At 39.2% G+C, this 16,967-nt stretch carries 19 protein-coding genes and 1 pseudogene; 16 read left to right on the top strand and 4 right to left on the bottom strand.

All coding sequences use genetic code 11. The features are described 5' to 3' along the window. Positions 1-174 precede the first annotated feature (174 nt). From J2743_RS04460 to J2743_RS04450, 3 genes are read left to right on the top strand one after another with little or no spacing between them, the layout of a single operon-like run. The gene (locus tag J2743_RS04460; RefSeq protein ID WP_209625371.1) at positions 175-483 is read left to right on the top strand and encodes a hypothetical protein; all 309 of its coding nucleotides are present in this window, start codon (positions 175-177) and stop codon (positions 481-483) included. Positions 484-496: 13 nt separating this feature from the next. Beyond that, on the top strand, positions 497-862 hold the full coding sequence (locus tag J2743_RS04455) for a DUF2089 domain-containing protein (protein WP_209625370.1): 366 nt from the start codon (positions 497-499) through the stop codon (positions 860-862). Positions 863-875: 13 nt separating this feature from the next. Continuing rightward, entirely contained in the window at positions 876-1,259 is a 384-nt protein-coding gene (locus J2743_RS04450; protein WP_209625369.1) for an SHOCT-like domain-containing protein, read from the top strand. A gap of 170 nt (positions 1,260-1,429) precedes the next feature. Here the strand turns inward: J2743_RS04450 and J2743_RS04445 are convergent, their stop codons facing one another. Both J2743_RS04445 and J2743_RS04440 read right to left on the bottom strand, forming a co-directional pair. Next, positions 1,430-2,254: a CPBP family intramembrane glutamic endopeptidase gene (locus J2743_RS04445; protein WP_209625368.1), complete on the bottom strand. Its 825-nt coding sequence runs from the start codon at positions 2,252-2,254 to the stop codon at positions 1,430-1,432. 47 nt (positions 2,255-2,301) lie between these two features. Then, positions 2,302-2,925 (bottom strand): TetR/AcrR family transcriptional regulator, encoded by a 624-nt coding sequence (locus tag J2743_RS04440; protein ID WP_209625367.1) that lies wholly within the window; start codon positions 2,923-2,925, stop codon positions 2,302-2,304. Between the two features lie 639 nt (positions 2,926-3,564). On the opposite strand from J2743_RS04440, the gene J2743_RS04435 reads away from it, so the two are divergent. From J2743_RS04435 to rtcA, 4 genes are all read left to right on the top strand, one after another. Beyond that, on the top strand, positions 3,565-3,897 hold the full coding sequence (locus tag J2743_RS04435; RefSeq protein WP_209625366.1) for a hypothetical protein: 333 nt from the start codon (positions 3,565-3,567) through the stop codon (positions 3,895-3,897). A gap of 487 nt (positions 3,898-4,384) precedes the next feature. Continuing rightward, the gene (locus tag J2743_RS04430; RefSeq protein ID WP_209625365.1) at positions 4,385-4,885 is read left to right on the top strand and encodes a TIGR00288 family NYN domain-containing protein; all 501 of its coding nucleotides are present in this window, start codon (positions 4,385-4,387) and stop codon (positions 4,883-4,885) included. Beyond that, positions 4,886-6,049, top strand: coding sequence for a TIGR03576 family pyridoxal phosphate-dependent enzyme (locus J2743_RS04425; protein WP_209625364.1), 1,164 nt, complete (start codon positions 4,886-4,888; stop codon positions 6,047-6,049). Positions 6,050-6,288: 239 nt separating this feature from the next. Next, positions 6,289-7,326, top strand: coding sequence for an RNA 3'-terminal phosphate cyclase (gene rtcA, locus J2743_RS04420; protein WP_245248047.1), 1,038 nt, complete (start codon positions 6,289-6,291; stop codon positions 7,324-7,326). Positions 7,327-7,396: 70 nt separating this feature from the next. Here rtcA and J2743_RS04415 read toward each other — a convergent pair whose 3' ends face one another. Continuing rightward, the gene (locus J2743_RS04415; protein WP_209625363.1) at positions 7,397-8,368 is read right to left on the bottom strand and encodes a biotin--[acetyl-CoA-carboxylase] ligase; all 972 of its coding nucleotides are present in this window, start codon (positions 8,366-8,368) and stop codon (positions 7,397-7,399) included. Positions 8,369-8,437: 69 nt separating this feature from the next. Next, positions 8,438-9,925 carry an acetyl-CoA carboxylase biotin carboxylase subunit gene (locus J2743_RS04410; RefSeq protein WP_209625362.1) on the bottom strand — a complete coding sequence of 496 codons (1,488 nt, stop codon included), beginning with the start codon at positions 9,923-9,925 and terminating at the stop codon, positions 8,438-8,440. Positions 9,926-10,147: 222 nt separating this feature from the next. Between J2743_RS04410 and J2743_RS04405 the strand changes: the two genes are divergently transcribed. The 9 genes and pseudogenes from J2743_RS04405 to J2743_RS12230 form a co-directional block, all read left to right on the top strand. Then, positions 10,148-10,768 (top strand): METTL5 family protein, encoded by a 621-nt coding sequence (locus J2743_RS04405; RefSeq protein WP_209625361.1) that lies wholly within the window; start codon positions 10,148-10,150, stop codon positions 10,766-10,768. Positions 10,769-11,035: 267 nt separating this feature from the next. Beyond that, positions 11,036-11,857 carry a putative RNA uridine N3 methyltransferase gene (locus J2743_RS04400; RefSeq protein WP_209625360.1) on the top strand — a complete coding sequence of 274 codons (822 nt, stop codon included), beginning with the start codon at positions 11,036-11,038 and terminating at the stop codon, positions 11,855-11,857. Positions 11,858-12,102: 245 nt separating this feature from the next. Beyond that, positions 12,103-13,113 carry a 50S ribosomal protein L3 gene (gene rpl3p / locus J2743_RS04395; protein WP_209625359.1) on the top strand — a complete coding sequence of 337 codons (1,011 nt, stop codon included), beginning with the start codon at positions 12,103-12,105 and terminating at the stop codon, positions 13,111-13,113. Between the two features lie 19 nt (positions 13,114-13,132). Next, entirely contained in the window at positions 13,133-13,921 is a 789-nt protein-coding gene (rpl4p, locus tag J2743_RS04390; RefSeq protein ID WP_209625358.1) for a 50S ribosomal protein L4, read from the top strand. Positions 13,922-13,930: 9 nt separating this feature from the next. Then, the gene (locus tag J2743_RS04385) at positions 13,931-14,191 is read left to right on the top strand and encodes a 50S ribosomal protein L23 (protein WP_209625357.1); all 261 of its coding nucleotides are present in this window, start codon (positions 13,931-13,933) and stop codon (positions 14,189-14,191) included. 14 nt (positions 14,192-14,205) lie between these two features. Further along, positions 14,206-14,931, top strand: coding sequence for a 50S ribosomal protein L2 (locus J2743_RS04380; protein WP_209625356.1), 726 nt, complete (start codon positions 14,206-14,208; stop codon positions 14,929-14,931). A 90-nt stretch (positions 14,932-15,021) separates the two neighbouring features. Continuing rightward, complete coding sequence (rpsS, locus tag J2743_RS04375) at positions 15,022-15,432, top strand: 30S ribosomal protein S19 (RefSeq protein ID WP_209625355.1); 411 nt, start codon at positions 15,022-15,024, stop codon at positions 15,430-15,432. A 13-nt stretch (positions 15,433-15,445) separates the two neighbouring features. Beyond that, entirely contained in the window at positions 15,446-15,910 is a 465-nt protein-coding gene (locus J2743_RS04370) for a 50S ribosomal protein L22 (protein ID WP_209625354.1), read from the top strand. Continuing rightward, positions 15,907-16,605 (top strand): annotated as a pseudogene (locus tag J2743_RS12230) (30S ribosomal protein S3); the annotation flags it as partial. The gene J2743_RS04370 and the pseudogene J2743_RS12230, both read left to right, overlap by 4 nt. Between the last annotated feature and the right edge of the window lie 362 nt (positions 16,606-16,967).

The following is a 16,967-nucleotide window of genomic DNA, read 5'->3' as shown; positions in this document are numbered from 1 at the left end:
TTTTATCATAACCTGTTTCAACACAGCCAATACACTTAACATTAAAAATATCAATTCGAACTTTAATTATATTGAATAGTAAATTAACAAAATTCAACAAATTTATATAGTATGACTTAACAATCTTAATTTAGACATGGATAATATTGAAGTCCGGTTTAGGGATGCATAAATATGAAGACCAAAAAATTAAAAATACGGGTGAAAACGGATAGATTCTCAATTCCCATTCCTGCTTTACCGATTTCATTATATCGGTGGATTTCTAAACTGACTCTCAAATATCATCCCTCTAAAGTGGGAACACGTTCATCTAAATCTGATGAAAATGATGCCATGAGAATTTTACTGGATAGTCTCACTAACCAGGACATTGACCATGTTTTTGACCAGTTAGAATGCACCGAGCCATTTAAAATGGTGGATGTTCAGGTAGATGATGAGAAAAAAGGTAAAGTGAAGGTGGAAATTTACACTATATAAAGGGGGTGAAGTCATGAAACATGAAGTACCAGGAAACTGTCCTGTATGCCAGAGCGAAGTTAAAGTCACCGAAATACGATGTAAAAAATGTAAGACCATTATCCAAGGAGAATTCGATCTTTGCAAGTTTTGCCGATTGAATGACAAGCAAAAATACTTTGTAGAAGTGTTCATAAAAAACAGAGGCAATATTAAGGAAATTGAAAAGGAACTGGGAATATCTTATCCAACAGTGAGAAATAAACTGGATGAAGTGATTTCCGTTATGGGACATAAAGTGGAAAAACCAGTTATTGATAAAAAAGAGATTTTAGAAAAACTTAAAAATGGTGAAATCACCAAAGATGAAGCTTTAAAATTACTCAACGGTAAACTATAAGGAGTGATGGAACATGTCTAATGATATAAAAGAGGAACGAATGCAGATTCTGGAAATGGTGGAAGACGGAAAAATCAATCCTTCAGAAGCAGAGGAATTACTTGATGCTTTGGGAGGAGATCAGGAAGAAATAAACCCTAAAACCGATGCTAAATGGCTAAAAATCCGTGTTAGAACCATGGATGACAATCCAAAAGTCAACGTGAACATACCTATTTCCCTGGTGGATGTGGGATTAAAACTGGCCAAAAAATTTGATCCCAAGATGGAAGAAGCAGGCCTGGACCAGATAGACCTGGATGAAATAGTTGAAGCGGTTAAAAGCGGAGCAAAAGGTAAAATTGTCGATGTTGAAGATGAGGAAAATCAGACCAGAGTGAACATATATGTGGAATAATTATGGAATTAATTTACTTTTTTTTTACATTATTTTGTTTAAAACTAATTTAACGGATTTATTTTCTTTAAATACCTGAAAACGGAATTTAGCAAAAATTGATATTACTCAACGCTAATTTAAAGATGGAATATAAAAAAAGAAAGAAAATATGATGGATAACTGAGGCTTTAAATCACGGTTACCAGGGGTAAAATCACATGCAATACTATGTCTGCAGAAAAATGTGATATCATGGCTGATTCTAAACCTTTTTTCCAGTAAAGCCATCCAAATATAATTCCACCAACAGCATTTAAGATTATCACTTTGGTAACCATTAGAGGTGTGAGTGTGGTTATGGCCATTGCTGTGGGTAGATGGCCAATACCAAAAATAACAGCTGCTAAAATAATAGATAACCACATACCTATATTTGTTGGCTTCCCATCATCAGTTTTTTTGATTTTAAAGATTATCCAGGCAATCAAGGTCATTAAGAATAATCTCAACAGAATTTCCTCATTTATCCCACCATAAAATGATGAAAGGAAACCCTGCCAGGCTGGAGGAGTTATTTGAGCCAGAACTATATTACTACTGGTTAACCCAGCAAGGGAAAACAGAAAATCTATTCCTATTATAAGGATACTGGCTAGTATTCCAAGTCCGATGGATATTCCAAGTATGGATTTCAAATAGCTTTTAACTTCTCTACCTTCAAGCCATCCTTCAAGGATGGGAAGTCCAAGTCCAACTTTTTTGGCAAGATAAAGCCCAATAAATATAACAACTGCAAATAAGATCGTGCTCTGGATAATCTGAGCAATCGCCACGATGTATAAAGGTACAGGTGAATTTTGAAGTAACTCTCCTTGCAGAGTGAAAGTATAGGGCATTACAGCTATGATTCCGAAGATAGATGCAATTAACAAAATTATGTATAATTTCCAGTTTACAAGTCGATTTTTTTCAATGAAATTTTTTCCATCAGTTTTTTTATTTTTAGTTTCCATTTTAACCTCCTCTTTAAAAAATTATTATTTTAATGAATTTAACTTCACTATTTTATTGAATGCACCATCATGTCTACAGTATAATCAATCAGTTCTTCATGGGTCAGATTGTTATTTTTCAGATGTAGCCTGATGGTGGGGGGAAGATTGAATACATTCTGTATGGATGAAGCTAAAACAAGATTTGCTTTAACCGGATCTAAATCAGATCTAATAGATTTGTCTTCGATCCCTGTCTGAAGCGCTTTTTGAAATAATGAGAACCCTTTTACCCGCATGTTCTTCATTTCTTCCATTTCTGGCAAGTCATGATCAATTGAACACTTATATGACGCCCAATTCACATCATAATAATCAGGATATTCTTCATAGAACTCATAAAATGCATTCATGAGCATTTTAACCTTTTCCAACCCGGTTTCACCTTTCTCATAATTTTTTTTTAACATTTTGTTTAGAAGTTCTGTACTCCTAAACGATATGGCCAAATATATCTCTTTTTTATTTTTAAAATAGAGATAAAGGGTACTTCTGGCCAATTCAGCTCCTTCAGCTATGTCTGCCATGGTGATGTTTTCGTAACCCCTTTTGAAGAATAATTCTTCGGCAGTGTCGATAATATTCTTTCGCCGCATTTTTTTTTCTCTTTCTTTCCTATCTGATATGGTCATGTCATCACTTCATGCAGACAAATTTTTATTAATTGTCATTAAATATATAAATTACTATTTATGTCATATAATGACATTATATTATAAAATGTCCGATGTGGTATATAAAGTTTTTCCATATATCATTGAAAATAATAATAGGATTCCAGGTACGACGGTAGTTAAAAAAAATATTTCTTAAAAAAACAGATGGGTTAATTATATTATTTAAAATTCAGAAAAATAAACTAATTATCCATAAAAAATACAGTTTAATCCATCAAGTGTAATATTAACGTCTAACTGGTTCACTAAAGGATCCTAAACCAGACATACCTACTTCATAATTAATGCATAGCCTTAATAAAAATTGATTTTTTTGTTATAATGAAATATGGTTACAGGGTATGAAAAACTTTCCTTCAAAGTAATCATTCTAAAACAAATTCCATTGTTATTTAATTGGTAAATGTTGGTGGTATCAATTTTTTAAAATAACATAGACCCCCTATCAGGAAAAACTATTAATACATGCACTCCTAATTTTCTTTATAGAATCGTGCTATTGCTAATATTACACGCCTTTCATCGTTATTTCCTATTATAATTTAAGGAAAGACCAATTATGTATTAGTACAATAAAATAAATCAGGTGAATTCATGAGTAAAGATGAAAAAAAAATAATGAAGGAGCTTAACAAGAGGATGAAAGAATTTAAAGCTGCTTTGAAGGATGAAAAGAAGAAATTTGATCTTATGGATAACATTCCAGGTTCAGAAGTCCTTATTCGTTTCGAAATCTTCTTACCCTCTAAAAATCCAGAGGAATTTGTGGATGGTCTCTACCTTTATATGAATGATGAAGGTGCAATTGTCAACGCAGAATACTACTTCAGAGACATGTCTGACGTGGAAGTGATAAACATGCCTGAAGACTACCTGCCGGTGATAAAGGATTTATTCGGTGATTCTTTCACTTTAGAAGTGGAATAACCTTAATTCACTCTATAAAAATAAAATAACATTAATGCTCCATGAAAATTGAGCCGAAAGAGAGTAAACAATTTCAAAATCTAATGTCATGGGGAAGCATCCTCTCATATTGTATGTTTATTGTAGAATTTCACACAAAAATTGAATCAATTGTTAATATATTCAGTTATCATACTATGAACCATTTTATATGTTAGTAAATTCATAGATAAATTAATAGTATAAGTAAGATGGTAAAAATAATGGTCTTGACGCCTTAAAAGGGTTATTGTAAGCTTATGGTTCAAATAAATTGTTGACATCCCACCAATTTCGTATAACAACTTTAGAAATGGTATAAAATCAAAACTATGATATTTATGATATATTCAGTTGGGCCAACTTATTTCAAAGTACAATAACCTAATATCAGACATTTTCGAAGTATAAACAATCTAGTCAAAATTATTGTAAACTATTTTTTTGCCATTTAGTTTGGAGGATAAAAATGCGAAGTTTTGAGAAATTAACTTCTTACATCCCACTTAGAAGGTCAGAGACAGGGTCAAAGAATATTGGACTCCTGGTAGATGGGCCGAACATGTTAAGAAAAGAATTCCGCCTTAATCTAGATTTAGTAAGGGAAATAATATCAGAATATGGAAACATGAGGGTAGGTAAAGTTCTTTTAAACCAATATGCGTCAGATAAACTCATTGAAGCCATAGTGAACCAGGGATTCACCCCCATAGTGGTGGCTGGTGATACTGATGTTTATATGGCTGTGGAAGCCATGGAACTTATTTACAATCCTAATATTGATGTAATAGCGCTTATGACCCGAGATGCCGATTTTTTACCCATTATCAATAAAGCTAAAGAAAACGGTAAGGAAACTATAGTGATTGGTGCTGAACCCGGTTTCAGTGCTGCTCTACAGAACTCTGCGGACGACGCCATAGTCCTGAAACCAGATAATGATAAAAAGTCTTTCAAGGAAGAAAACTAAATGCTTATTTGTTCTTCACTTGATGAAGTGAAAAGAAGAGAAACTGCCCTAAAATTTATTGCTTCTCTAGTTAAAAATGAAGGAAGAACCAGCTTATACGACCTTTCAGGTTTAGCTGGCGGATTTCCCATTGGAAAATCTGAACTAGCCCTCCTGGAAACCTATGCAGGCCCTGCTTTTTTTTCAGAATCCCTGCAAAAAGAGGGAATCAAACACCTTGGTGGTGAAAAGGTAATAGCCTTCAACCGTACAACTGCAGCCATTTTAGCCACCATACTTGCTTTGGTTAAGCCTGATGATGAAGTAATACATTATTTACCTGAATTACCATCCCATCCTTCTATTCCACGTAGTGTGAAGCTCCAAGGTGCTTCATACCGTGAATTTGATAGCTTAGATGATTTCAGGATCAGTGAAAAAACATCACTGGTGGTTATAACCGGTTCTACAATGGATCATAAAATAATCCCTTTAACTGATTTTGAGAAAATAATAAAGATCTCCCATGACCAGAAAGTTAACGTGCTGGTGGATGATGCATCCGGGGCACGTTTAAGGACTGTAGTTTATAATCAACCTAAAGCTATGGATATGGGTGCAGATCTGGTGGTTACCAGCACGGATAAGTTAATGGACGGCCCTAGGGCAGGTTTGATGGCGGGTAAGGTCCAACTAATAGGCCTGATCAAGGATAAAGCGCATCAATTTGGTCTGGAAGCACAACCACCCATTATTGCAGGTATGGTAAGGGCTTTGCAGATTTTCAATCCAGAAAGAATTTTGGATTCCCTTGATAGAAGAGATAAACTACATCAACTTTTGATGGGAGTGGTGAAAGGTACAGAAAAAACACCCACCGGGATAATGATATCTCCAGACACCCTACTAAAAGAAGTCACAGATCCCCAAAATGACATGAACATTTCTGAACGTGAAATTGGCACTTTAATGTCCATGATACTTTTAAAAGAACATCATATACTTACTATTCCTGCGGTTGGAATGCCGGGAGTTTCTTCCACTATACGCCTTGATCTGGCCTCTCATGATGCAGAAAGATTGGATGATACTCAAATATGCCAGGCAATCACGGATTCACTAAGAAAACTGAAAAAAATCATACACAACGAAGAATTATGTTGGAGTGCTTTATATGAATCATGATTACTGTAAACCGGTGTTTGGGTTTGTCAATTGGGGTTTACCTAGACTTGTGTTTTGGTGAATAAGGGTTCATTGTAACTTATGTTTGTTTTTATGAACCAGGATTACTGTAAGAAATAAGGTTACTGTAATATAACCGGTTTAATGCTATGCGGATCCCAACCATAGTTGTGTTTTAGTTTTTAAACGATTTTCATTCAAGTATTGGTTTATTATTCCGTTTCATTTTAAGTGGATTGATGAAAAAAATGATAGAAATTGATGGATCCTTCCAGGAAGGTGGTGGAGCTCTTTTACGGGTTTCAGCAGCCTTATCAGCTTTAACTGGAAAGGCATTTCACATGGAAAACATCAGGGTTAGGAGACCAAAACCCGGGATGATGATGCAACACTTTAGCGCAGCCCGGGCAATTGCCAATCTTTCCGGTGCCCAGGTTAATGGATTGAAACTGGGTTCAACCCAGATAACATTTATACCTGGCCAGTTAAGGGGTGGAAAAATCAAGGTGGATGTTCAGACTGCAGGCAGCACCTCTTTGATACTGCAGGCTCTGATAATACCGGCCTTGTTTGCACCGGAAACAGTGGAAATTGAGATTAAGGGAGGAACCGATGTCCAATGGGCACCATCAGTAGATTATCTTTCTCATGTAACCTTACCCATATTGCGATCCATGGGGGCATCTGTAAAACTTGAATTACTAAACAGAGGACACTATCCCCGCGGTGGAGGTTTAATTCGGGCTATTACAAAACCTGTGGGGAAGTTAAAACCATTAACTATCCACGAACTGAAGGTGGATGTGATTAAGGGAATATCTCATTCTACCCGACTACCTCGGCATGTTGCAATCCGCCAGGCAGATTCTGCTCAAAAAACTCTTCGTTCTGCAGGTTTTGAAGTTGAAATCGAAGTAAAATCAGATGATAATGGTTTAAGCCCAGGATCAGGACTGGTGCTCTGGAGTGAGTATAAAGGCAAAAACATTCCCCGTGTTGGGGCCAGCAGCCTGGGAAAACCAGGCAAACCAGCAGAAATAGTTGGAAGGGAAGCTGCAACCGAAATTTTATCATACTTATCACGAGGTGCTGCCCTTGATCAGTATATGGGTGATCAGATCATTCCTTATATGGCCATCAGTGGTTCATCTTCAGTTAAGATATCCAGACTCACCAATCATACCCTCACCAATATTTACGCAGCAGAAAAGTTCACTGACTGCCATTTTCATGTAGAAGGGAGTCTTGGTGAAGTTACATTAATCGAGGTCGAATAAAAAAAATTAAAGTTGGACAAATTGGTAGGGATAAAAAAAATTTAGGGTTTAGTGGGCGCTGATTAATGGGTTATTTCATGTGTATACATTCCCCAGAAATAATTTTGCGCAAACTTCCATCATCCATCTCTAAAATAAGCACTCCTTCTCTGGTTATACCAACAGCTTCTCCACGAACTATTCTTCCTTTTTTCCGAACTTCAACGTAGGAACCAATTGTTTTAGATAGTTTTCTCCATTCTTTAAGGATTTCTGGGAAGTTGCCAGATTTGAAATCATCATAAAGTGTTTCAAGGTTATTGAGGAATCTTTGAACCAATTTTACACTGTAAATTTCTTCCTCAAGTTCTTTTTTAAGAGATGTTGCTCCTTCCCTGAGTTCTGGAGGGAAATTATCCACATCAACATTAAGATCTATCCCTATACCAACCACCACATATTCAAGTCCTTCAGGGGTGGTGTTGGCTTCGGTTAAAATACCACATACCTTTTTCCCACCTATCAATATATCATTGGGCCATTTAATACCCACGTCCAGTCTGCACTCCTGATCCAGTGTTTCAGCCACTGCCACCCCAGTTACCAGGGTGAGTTGAGGTGCTTTGGAAGGAGGAATATCTGGTCTCAGAATAATGGTCATCCACACCCCACCAGAGGGTGATATCCATTTTTTGCCACGACGGCCTCTGCCACTTCTCTGACTTTCTGCAATAATAATGGTTCCTTCAGGTGCACCGTCATCTGCCAGTCTTTTGGCAACCTCGTTAGTTGAATCAACCTCAGAATAATAATGAATTTCTTTACCAATATAACTGGTGGGCAGATCGCGTTCTAATTCATAAGGCAGGAGTCTGTTTGGGGTTTTAATCAGACAATAACCCTTTTCAGATGATGATTTGATTTGATAACCATTTTTTTCTAATTCTTGGATTTCAAGAGCAAGTTGGGATTCGGATATTCCCACTTCCGATGCCAAATGGTCACCAGGAATGTATTCGCCCTTATTTTCATGGAGTGTTTTTAAAATCTGTTTTTCATACATAAAAACCACTGACCAATCTTTTTTATAATCATTGAAGATATTATAACTACGGAATCTATTATAATAATCTTATTTTTTACTCCTGGAAATAGAATCGGCTATATGGCTGGAAACTGCTGCAGAAACTGCTGCCACTTTTTTAGAAGGTAAAAATGTTGATTTCAGCCTGGAAACCATCTCTCTATCTTCCCGGACGATTTGTTCTACATTTTCCATTATTTCCTGTTTATGCTCATCCACAAAGTGAGTGTGTAATTTACCTTCATGGAAGGTGGAATTCAGCATCATGGCCTTATGGAATGGTATGGTTGTTTCCACTCCTATAATAATATATTCTGAAAGAGCTCTTCTCATCCTGGAGATGGCTGCATTTCTATTCCTACCCCATACAATGAGTTTGGAAATCATGGAATCATAGTATGGGGGTATGGTGTAATTCATGTAAACCCCACTGTCCACCCGTAATCCCGGACCCCCTGGGGAACGATAACCAGTGATTTTACCAGGGTTAGGGGCAAAATCAGCTAAAGGATTTTCAGCATTTATACGGCACTCAATGGCATGGCCTCTCACCTGGATCTCATCCTGTGCACAGCATAACTCTCTGCCAGAGGCGATTTTAATCTGTTCTTTAACCAGGTCCACTCCAGTGACCACTTCGGTTATGGGGTGTTCCACCTGGATTCTGGTGTTCATCTCCAGAAAATAAAACTCACCGTGTGAGTATAAAAATTCCACAGTACCTGCATTGGTGTATCCTATGGATGATGCTGCTTTAACAGCTGTTGATCCCATCTTTTCCCGGAGTCTATCGGTCATAATTGGAGAGGGTGCCTCTTCAATGAGTTTCTGGTGTCTTCGCTGGATACTGCACTCACGGTCCGCTACATGGATGGTGTTACCATCTTCATCAGCCAAGATCTGGAATTCTATGTGGCGTGGTTCCTCCACATACTTTTCAATAAACACAGTGGAGTCTCCAAAGGCTGATTCCGCTACAGATTGTGTGGATTCCAGGGCACGTATGAGTTCATCTTCCTCATAGACAGTTCTCATCCCAATACCACCGCCTCCCGCGGATGCTTTGACTATAACTGGGTATCCAATGGATTCTGCAATTTTAAGGGCTTCATCTGGGTCAGTCACTCCCTTACTATCACCGGGGATCACTGGAACTCCTGCTTTTTCCATGAGTTTACGGGATTCGATCTTACTTCCCATAGCTTCAATAACACGTCCTGGTGGGCCTATGAGTTTAACACCATTCTTGGCACATTCTTCACCAAGTTTTGAGTTTTCAGCCAGGAAACCATAACCGGGGTGTAGTGCATCGGCCCCGGATTTTTCTGCTGCTTCCAGTATATGGGGAATGTTCAGATAACTATCAGCGGGGGCTGGTCCCCCTATAAGGTATGCTTCGTCAGCGTATTTAGCAAAAAGTGAATTTTTATCTGCTTCAGAGTAAACTGCCACACTCTTCACATCCAGTTCTCTGCATGCTCGCATTACTCTAATGGCGATTTCTCCACGGTTAGCAACCAGGACCTTGTCAAACATGTTATCTTCCTGTGTATCTTAATTTCAATTTATTTATGACTTTTTTAAATCCTAAATATTTATTATATTTATCTTTGTCTACTCTATATCCTCATACAGATTTATATCTAACTCCATATTTTTTTTATATCCGGGGAAATTTTGAATATTCTGGGAACACAAAATATAACATGTTCTGCTATAATTATATGAAGTTAATCAGAGGTAATTGGAACTGAAATCATGATCAACAAGAAAAGACACCTGGAAATGGCACTACAATCTATTCCTCCTCATCCTCATCCTCATCCTGATCTGGAACAGTACCACACGCCAGCTACCATAGCTTCTGATGTTGTATGGAATGCCAGTGTCCAGGGGGATATCCACCGAATGAAAGTGGTTGATCTTGGCTGCGGAACTGGAATACTTACCCTGGGAGCAGCACTCATGGGGGCTGATGAAGTGGTGGGCGTTGATATTGACAATGATGCACTTATGGTTGCTGAAAATCAGGCCAAAAAACTAAAAATTCAACATAAATGCAGGTTCGTGAATTTGGATATTGATGATTTCCAGGAAAACGCTGATACTGTGATCCAGAATCCTCCATTTGGTGCACAGAAAGCCCATCGTAAGGATGCAGATAGGAAATTCCTAGAAAAAGCGCTTCAAATGGCTCCGGTTGTCTATTCATTTCATCTAGCTAAAACAGAAGAGTTCCTGGAGCAACTGGTGGGAAGTATTGGTGGGAAGATAACCCATCGATTTTATTATAATTTTCCATTGCCACGGATCTATCACTTTCACCAGGATGAAAAACGGGACGTTGAAGTGGTTGTTTTGCGCGCCGAAAAATCTTAAAGAAATAATCTAATATAAGATGAAAGAATCTCATTGAACAATAAGTTTAATTAAAAAATAGGGATCATCGTGTATTTTTTTATAAGATAATCAGTTAATTAAGTCTAAAACTTCCAGATCCAGTATCATGATGCACATTTGGTAGGATGCGTTTGATGTAAGTGATGTACTTGATATATTAGTTAGGTAAAAATTCACTTGAAAAATTGTAAGAAATACATTATATATACATATGTTATTATATGGATTAAAAACAAAAATTTAAAGATGCCAGTTAAAAATATTTCAATTTTTATACCATCTTCATTTTTGAAAGAAACAAAAGATTTAAAACTAAAGACTTACAAAGTAGGGTTGATTGGCAGATCAGCTGCCCTGTTTCGGGTGACAGACATCGTTGTTTACAGCGATACCGAAGACCCCGAAGACCGTAAAAGGGTAAAGTTTATTAGTGATATCCTCACTTATATGAATACCCCACAATACCTTAGAAAAAAGGTATTTCCTATAACTAAGGAGTTGCGGAACGTTGGAATATTACCTCCGCTTAGAACTCCTCATCACCCAACTGGAGAACTCCGTGCAGGTGATTTTAGACAGGGACTTACATTGAAAAGGACCAAAAAGGGTACCATAGTTGATATAGGTGCCGACCGGGATGCATTGTGCAAGGAAAAGCTCAGTGTAAACCGGGTTATAAGCTTTAAGGTAGATAAGTTAGGAAAAGAAATAATTGTCACCCCAGATGAACCTGATTTCTATTGGGGTTATGAAGTACTTTCTACTTATAAGAGTTTAGATGATAGCATAGACATGTTAAAACCACGACCAGATTTGGTGGTGGGCACATCACACTATGCTGAACCCATCGCTTCTGTTTTAAACGAAGTAAGAGAGGGGTTAAGGGGCTCCAAACACTTAGCTATTTTGTTTGGTGGTCCATATTCGGGCTTACACGAATTAATGGGCAATCCCAGGGACTTATTGGACTTGGAGGTTAACATCATCCCTAACCAGGGAACTAAGACTGTAAGGACTGAAGAGGCAGTTTTAGCTACTTTATCAGTATTTAATATGCTAATGGACTAGTTACACGCTAATGCTATAACCAGGGACCATAGTGGCTTAATTAGCAAAAGCTAATTGGTTAATTAAATTTTGATATGAAAATGCATACTTTTTAATGCATTTAAAGCTAGCACAAGCATTGATTGCAATTATTAAAAATGATTAATTGACAATGCACATTAGGGCTAATTAGAATGCCCTTAAATTAATTCATGTTCACATATTTGGAAAAGTGGAAAATCTAAGAGTAAGGAGGAATATATTAGATGACTAGACATCATCAACCTAGAAAAGGATCAGTTGCATTTAGTCCTAGAAAAAGAGCAGCCAGAGAATCACCCCAAATTAGCTCCTGGCCCGAAAGTGAAGAGCCGGGTCTTTTGGGATTCCCAGGTTATAAAGTGGGCATGACCCATGTAACCATGCTGGATAACACCAAGAACTCACCTACCGAGGGAATTGAAATATCTTCCCCGGTCACAGTGGTAGAAACACCACCAGCAGTGGTTTTTGGTATCAGAGCTTACCAAAAAACATCAAGAGGAATCAAAGCCATGACTGATGTTCTGGCAGCAGAAATGGACGAAGATCTAAAAAGAAAAATTACACTACCGGAAAACCATGATTCTGAAGCTCAAATAGCTGAGCTAAAGGAAAAAATGGATGCAGTTGTGGAAATAAGAGCATTAGTACATACCAAACCCAGACTGGCCAGTGTCCCCAAGAAAAAACCTGAAATAATGGAATTTGGCATAGGAGGATCCAGTGTGGAAGACAAACTGGAATATGCCATCAGTGTTCTGGGTAAAGAAATCAACCCTGCCGATGTTTTTGCTGATGGTGAACACACAGATGCTGTGGCTGTCACCAAAGGTAAAGGATTCCAAGGAGTTATAAAAAGATGGGGTGTCCGAATCCAGTACGGAAAAGCCGCCAGGAGTAGCAAAGGACGGCACGTGGGTTCAATAGGACCATGGAGTCCAGAACGTACCATGTGGACTGTGCCAATGGCCGGACAGATGGGATATCACCAACGCACAGAGTACAATAAGAAAATATTAAAAATTGGGGAAGCGGACCAGGCTGATGAGATAAATCCCGACGGTGGATTTGTAAGGTATGGTATGGTTAAAAATAACTACTTACTTCTTAAAGGATCATTACCAGGACCATCCAAGAGACTGGTCATCCTCAGGAAAGCAATGAGACCACACGGAAAACACGATGATGCTCCTCAAATATCAAATATCAGTACGGCCTCCAAGCAGGGAGCCTAATTATTAAAGAGTGATGGGAATGAAGAAGATCAATGTTTACTCATTAAAAGGCAAAGTTACTGGCGAGATGGAGCTTCCAGAGATATTTAGTGAAGAATACAGGCCAGACCTTATAAAAAGAGCTGTTCTCTCTGGACAAAGTGCCCGTATCCAACCATGGGGAACAGACCCCATGGCAGGTAAACGAACCACAGCAGAATCATTCGGTGCAGGTAGAGGAGCTGCAATGGTACCTCGTGTTAAGGGTTCAAGACACCCAGCAGGATCCAAAGCAGCATTCGTACCTCATGCCGCAGGCGGAAGAAGAGCTCACCCCCCAAGAACTGCCAGAATCATCCAAGAGAAGATCAACAAAAAAGAAAGAAAACTGGCCATACGTTCAGCACTGGCTGCCACCACCAACCAGGAACTGGTAGAATTAAGAGGACACCAAATTGAAAACATCCCCCAAATACCATTTGTAGTTGACGATGCCCTGTGCAGTGTCAAAAAGACCAAAGATACCCGGGAAATTTTCAAAAGTTTGGGAATAATGGATGATGTTATCAGAGCCAAAAAAGGCCGTAAGATACGTGCAGGCAGAGGAAAAACCAGGGGCAGAAAATACAAAACACCTAAAGGCCCCTTACTGGTAGTGGGAGAAGACAAAGGAATCCGTCTGGGAGCCAGAAACCATCCCGGAGTAGATGTGGTGGTTGTTGACAATATCAATGCAGAACTCCTTGCACCAGGAACCCATCCAGGAAGACTCACTGTTTACACCAAATCTGCCATAGAAAAATTGGGAGAGTTATTCCAGAACAGGTAGGTGTTATGAATGGATCCTTACGATATAATAATCAAACCACAGTTAACTGAGAAAAGTATGAACGCAATTGACTACAAAAACGAGTTAACCTTCGTGGTCCGAAGAACAGCCAAGAAGCCACAAATCAAACAGGCTTTTGAAGAATTATTCGATGTTAAGGTTGAAAGAGTCAACACCCAGATAAACTCCCGTGGTGAAAAACTAGCCTACCTTAAACTCACCGAAGAGGCCAGTGCCGAAGACATCGCCGTAAAGATGGGTGTATTCTAAGGGAGGATTAAATAATGGGAAAACGATTAATAATTCAAAGAAGGGGAAGAGGAACCCCCACCCACCGTAGTGCATCACACAGATTCAAAGGAAAAATACAGTACCGAACCTATGATGATGTTGAAAAAAATGGCAGCCTCAATGGAAAGGTAGTGGACATCATCCATGATCCCGGTAGAACTGCCCCGGTGGCCAAAGTCAAATTCGAAAACGGAGAACAGAAACTCATACTGGCCCCGGAAAGCATTGCCATTAATGATGAAATTGCTTGCGGAGTATCCGCACCAATAAAACCAGGAAACTCACTACCACTGGGAGAAATCCCGGAAGGAACACCGGTGTACAACCTGGAAAACAACCCTGGTGACGGAGGAAAATTCGTCCGATCCTCAGGTACTTATGCTTCTCTTATCACCCATGATGTGGGTAAAGCCATTGTGGAACTTCCCTCAGGGGAATTAAAGGCTTTCAACCCCCAAAGTCGAGCCACCATAGGAGTGGTTGCAGGGGGAGGTAGGAAAGAAAAACCATTCCTGAAAGCAGGAAACCGACACTATGCAACTAAAGCTAAGGGTAAAAAGTGCATGACAGTGCGTGGTGTAGCAATGAACGCAGTAGACCACCCACACGGTGGTGGAAACCGCCAGCACCCAGGACGACCAACCACAGTCTCCAGACATGCCCCACCAGGAAGAAAAGTGGGTTCCATAGCAGCCAAAAGAACCGGAAAAAGGAGATAAACTCAGTATACATAGTTATTATCTCACAAATTAGGAATAAAATTACGAAAATACAGGATATGAGCAAAGAAAATTTAAGGAGGAGGCTAATTGGCGAGGAAAGAATTCAAGTATCGTGGTTACACCCTGGAAGAACTGCAGCAGATGCCACTGGATAATGTCATCCAGTTATTCCCATCAAGGCAACGCAGATCCCTTAAAAAGGGTTTCTTACCCAGGCAAAAAAAGGTACTAGAGAAGATACGAAAACTGAAAAAAGATGAAAACAAGGGCGGACGACCAAAAATCATCAGAACCCATTGTAGAGACATGATTGTTTTACCAGAAATGGTGGGCATGACCTTTGGCATCTACAATGGCAAAGAATTTGTGGAAGTCCAAATACAACCAGAAATGATAGGCTGTTACTTTGGAGAATTCGCAGTAACCCGACAAAAAGTACAGCACGGAGACCCTGGTATGGGTGCAACCCGTTCATCCATGTTCGTGCCCCTGAAATAAGGAGAATCAAATTATGGCAAAATTGAAATATGCTTACGAAGGAACGGGAAAAGTAGCTAAAGCCGCTGGCAGATCCCTAAAAATCTCACCAAAACACTCAGTGGAGATCTGCAGGGAAATCCGGGGAATGTATCTGGATGAAGCCAAAGAATATCTGGAAGATGTAATCCAGATGAAAAGACCAGTACCCTTCAAAAGACATAACAAAAAAGTAGGCCACCGAAAGGGACTTAAAGGATGGCCTACAGGTCGTTACCCCAAAAAGGCAGCCAACCAAATTCTGGATGTTCTGGAAAATGCCGAGGCCAATGCCGAATATCAGGGCATGGACACTGAAGATCTTATGATAATCCACATATCAAGCCATAGGGGTTATGTGATCAGAGGATACATCCCAAGAGCATTTGGAAGGGCAACACCCTTCAACACACCAACCACACACATTCAGGTAGTTCTAGGGGAGGCAGAGAGCGCATGATTGAAAAGGACTTTGTAACCGAGGGACTAAAAAGAACCCGTATTGACGAATACCTGGAAAAAGAACTGGACAGAGCAGGCTACGGTGGAATGGAAATACAGGTCACACCCCTAGGAACCATGGTAGTAGTATACGCTGAACGACCAGGAATGGTCATAGGACGAGGCGGTAAAACTGTACGGGCCATAACCAACAATCTTAAAAACAATTATGATCTGGAAAACCCACAAGTAGAAGTTAAAGAAGTTGACATTCCAGAATTAAACCCTAAAATCATGGCCCACAAAATATCAGCCATGTTACAGAGGGGAATGCACTTCCGTCGGGTGGCTTACTCAACTCTCAGAAGAATCATGGGAGCAGGAGCCCAGGGAGTGGAAGTAACCATCTCTGGTAAAATCCGAGGATCCAGATCTGCCTGTGCCAAATTCACTGATGGATACATCAAAAGATGTGGAGAACCATTCACCAAATATGTTAAAGAAGGATTCGCCACTGTACAACTCAAACCAGGAGTTCTGGGAATATACGTGCGAATCATGCCACCAGATGTAGTCCTACCAGATAAGGTGGATATCATACCTCCAAAAGTTGAAGAACCAGCAGCTGAAGAAGCAGCTGAAGCTCCAGCTGAGGAAGTAACTGAAGGCAGCGTTGAAATCTTAGAAGAGATCACTGAAGAAGCTGCTGAAGAAGCTGCTGAAGTACCAGCAGAAGAACCAGTAAAAAAAGATGATTTAAAAGCCAAAGCTGCTGATGCCAAAGAAGCAGTGGAAGAAAAGGTTGAGGAAGTAAAAGAAAAAGCTACCAAGACCAAGAAAGCTGCCGAGAAAAAAGCTGAAGAAGCTGACAAGAAAGCCACCGAAACCAAGAAAAAAGCTTCCAAAAAAGCTGAAGAAGTCAAAGAAAAAGTCTCTGAAGCTAAATCCAAAGTTACTAAGGCTAAAAAGGCTGCTGATGAGAAAGCTGAAGAAGCTGACAAGAAAGCCACTGAAGCTAAAGAAGCAGTGGAAGAAAAGGTTGAGGAAGTAAAAGAGAAAGCTACCAAGACCAAGAA

Origin of the sequence: Methanobacterium petrolearium, from assembly GCF_017873625.1 — an archaeon.
In the GTDB taxonomy this organism is placed as follows: domain Archaea; phylum Methanobacteriota; class Methanobacteria; order Methanobacteriales; family Methanobacteriaceae; genus Methanobacterium; species Methanobacterium petrolearium.
The sequence above is the reverse complement of the archived record's forward strand: the minus strand, read 5'-3'. Positions and strand labels throughout refer to the sequence as shown.

Coding starts and splice junctions, on each gene's coding strand:
- J2743_RS04460 (WP_209625371.1), top strand. CDS start 175: ATGAAGACCAAAAAATTAAAAATACGGGTGAAAACGGATAGATTCTCA.
- J2743_RS04455 (WP_209625370.1), top strand. CDS start 497: ATGAAACATGAAGTACCAGGAAACTGTCCTGTATGCCAGAGCGAAGTT.
- J2743_RS04450 (WP_209625369.1), top strand. CDS start 876: ATGTCTAATGATATAAAAGAGGAACGAATGCAGATTCTGGAAATGGTG.
- J2743_RS04445 (WP_209625368.1), bottom strand. CDS start 2,254: ATGGAAACTAAAAATAAAAAAACTGATGGAAAAAATTTCATTGAAAAA.
- J2743_RS04440 (WP_209625367.1), bottom strand. CDS start 2,925: ATGACCATATCAGATAGGAAAGAAAGAGAAAAAAAAATGCGGCGAAAG.
- J2743_RS04435 (WP_209625366.1), top strand. CDS start 3,565: ATGAGTAAAGATGAAAAAAAAATAATGAAGGAGCTTAACAAGAGGATG.
- J2743_RS04430 (WP_209625365.1), top strand. CDS start 4,385: ATGCGAAGTTTTGAGAAATTAACTTCTTACATCCCACTTAGAAGGTCA.
- J2743_RS04425 (WP_209625364.1), top strand. CDS start 4,886: ATGCTTATTTGTTCTTCACTTGATGAAGTGAAAAGAAGAGAAACTGCC.
- rtcA (WP_245248047.1), top strand. CDS start 6,289: ATGAAAAAAATGATAGAAATTGATGGATCCTTCCAGGAAGGTGGTGGA.
- J2743_RS04415 (WP_209625363.1), bottom strand. CDS start 8,368: ATGTATGAAAAACAGATTTTAAAAACACTCCATGAAAATAAGGGCGAA.
- J2743_RS04410 (WP_209625362.1), bottom strand. CDS start 9,925: ATGTTTGACAAGGTCCTGGTTGCTAACCGTGGAGAAATCGCCATTAGA.
- J2743_RS04405 (WP_209625361.1), top strand. CDS start 10,148: ATGATCAACAAGAAAAGACACCTGGAAATGGCACTACAATCTATTCCT.
- J2743_RS04400 (WP_209625360.1), top strand. CDS start 11,036: ATGCCAGTTAAAAATATTTCAATTTTTATACCATCTTCATTTTTGAAA.
- rpl3p (WP_209625359.1), top strand. CDS start 12,103: ATGACTAGACATCATCAACCTAGAAAAGGATCAGTTGCATTTAGTCCT.
- rpl4p (WP_209625358.1), top strand. CDS start 13,133: ATGAAGAAGATCAATGTTTACTCATTAAAAGGCAAAGTTACTGGCGAG.
- J2743_RS04385 (WP_209625357.1), top strand. CDS start 13,931: ATGGATCCTTACGATATAATAATCAAACCACAGTTAACTGAGAAAAGT.
- J2743_RS04380 (WP_209625356.1), top strand. CDS start 14,206: ATGGGAAAACGATTAATAATTCAAAGAAGGGGAAGAGGAACCCCCACC.
- J2743_RS04370 (WP_209625354.1), top strand. CDS start 15,446: ATGGCAAAATTGAAATATGCTTACGAAGGAACGGGAAAAGTAGCTAAA.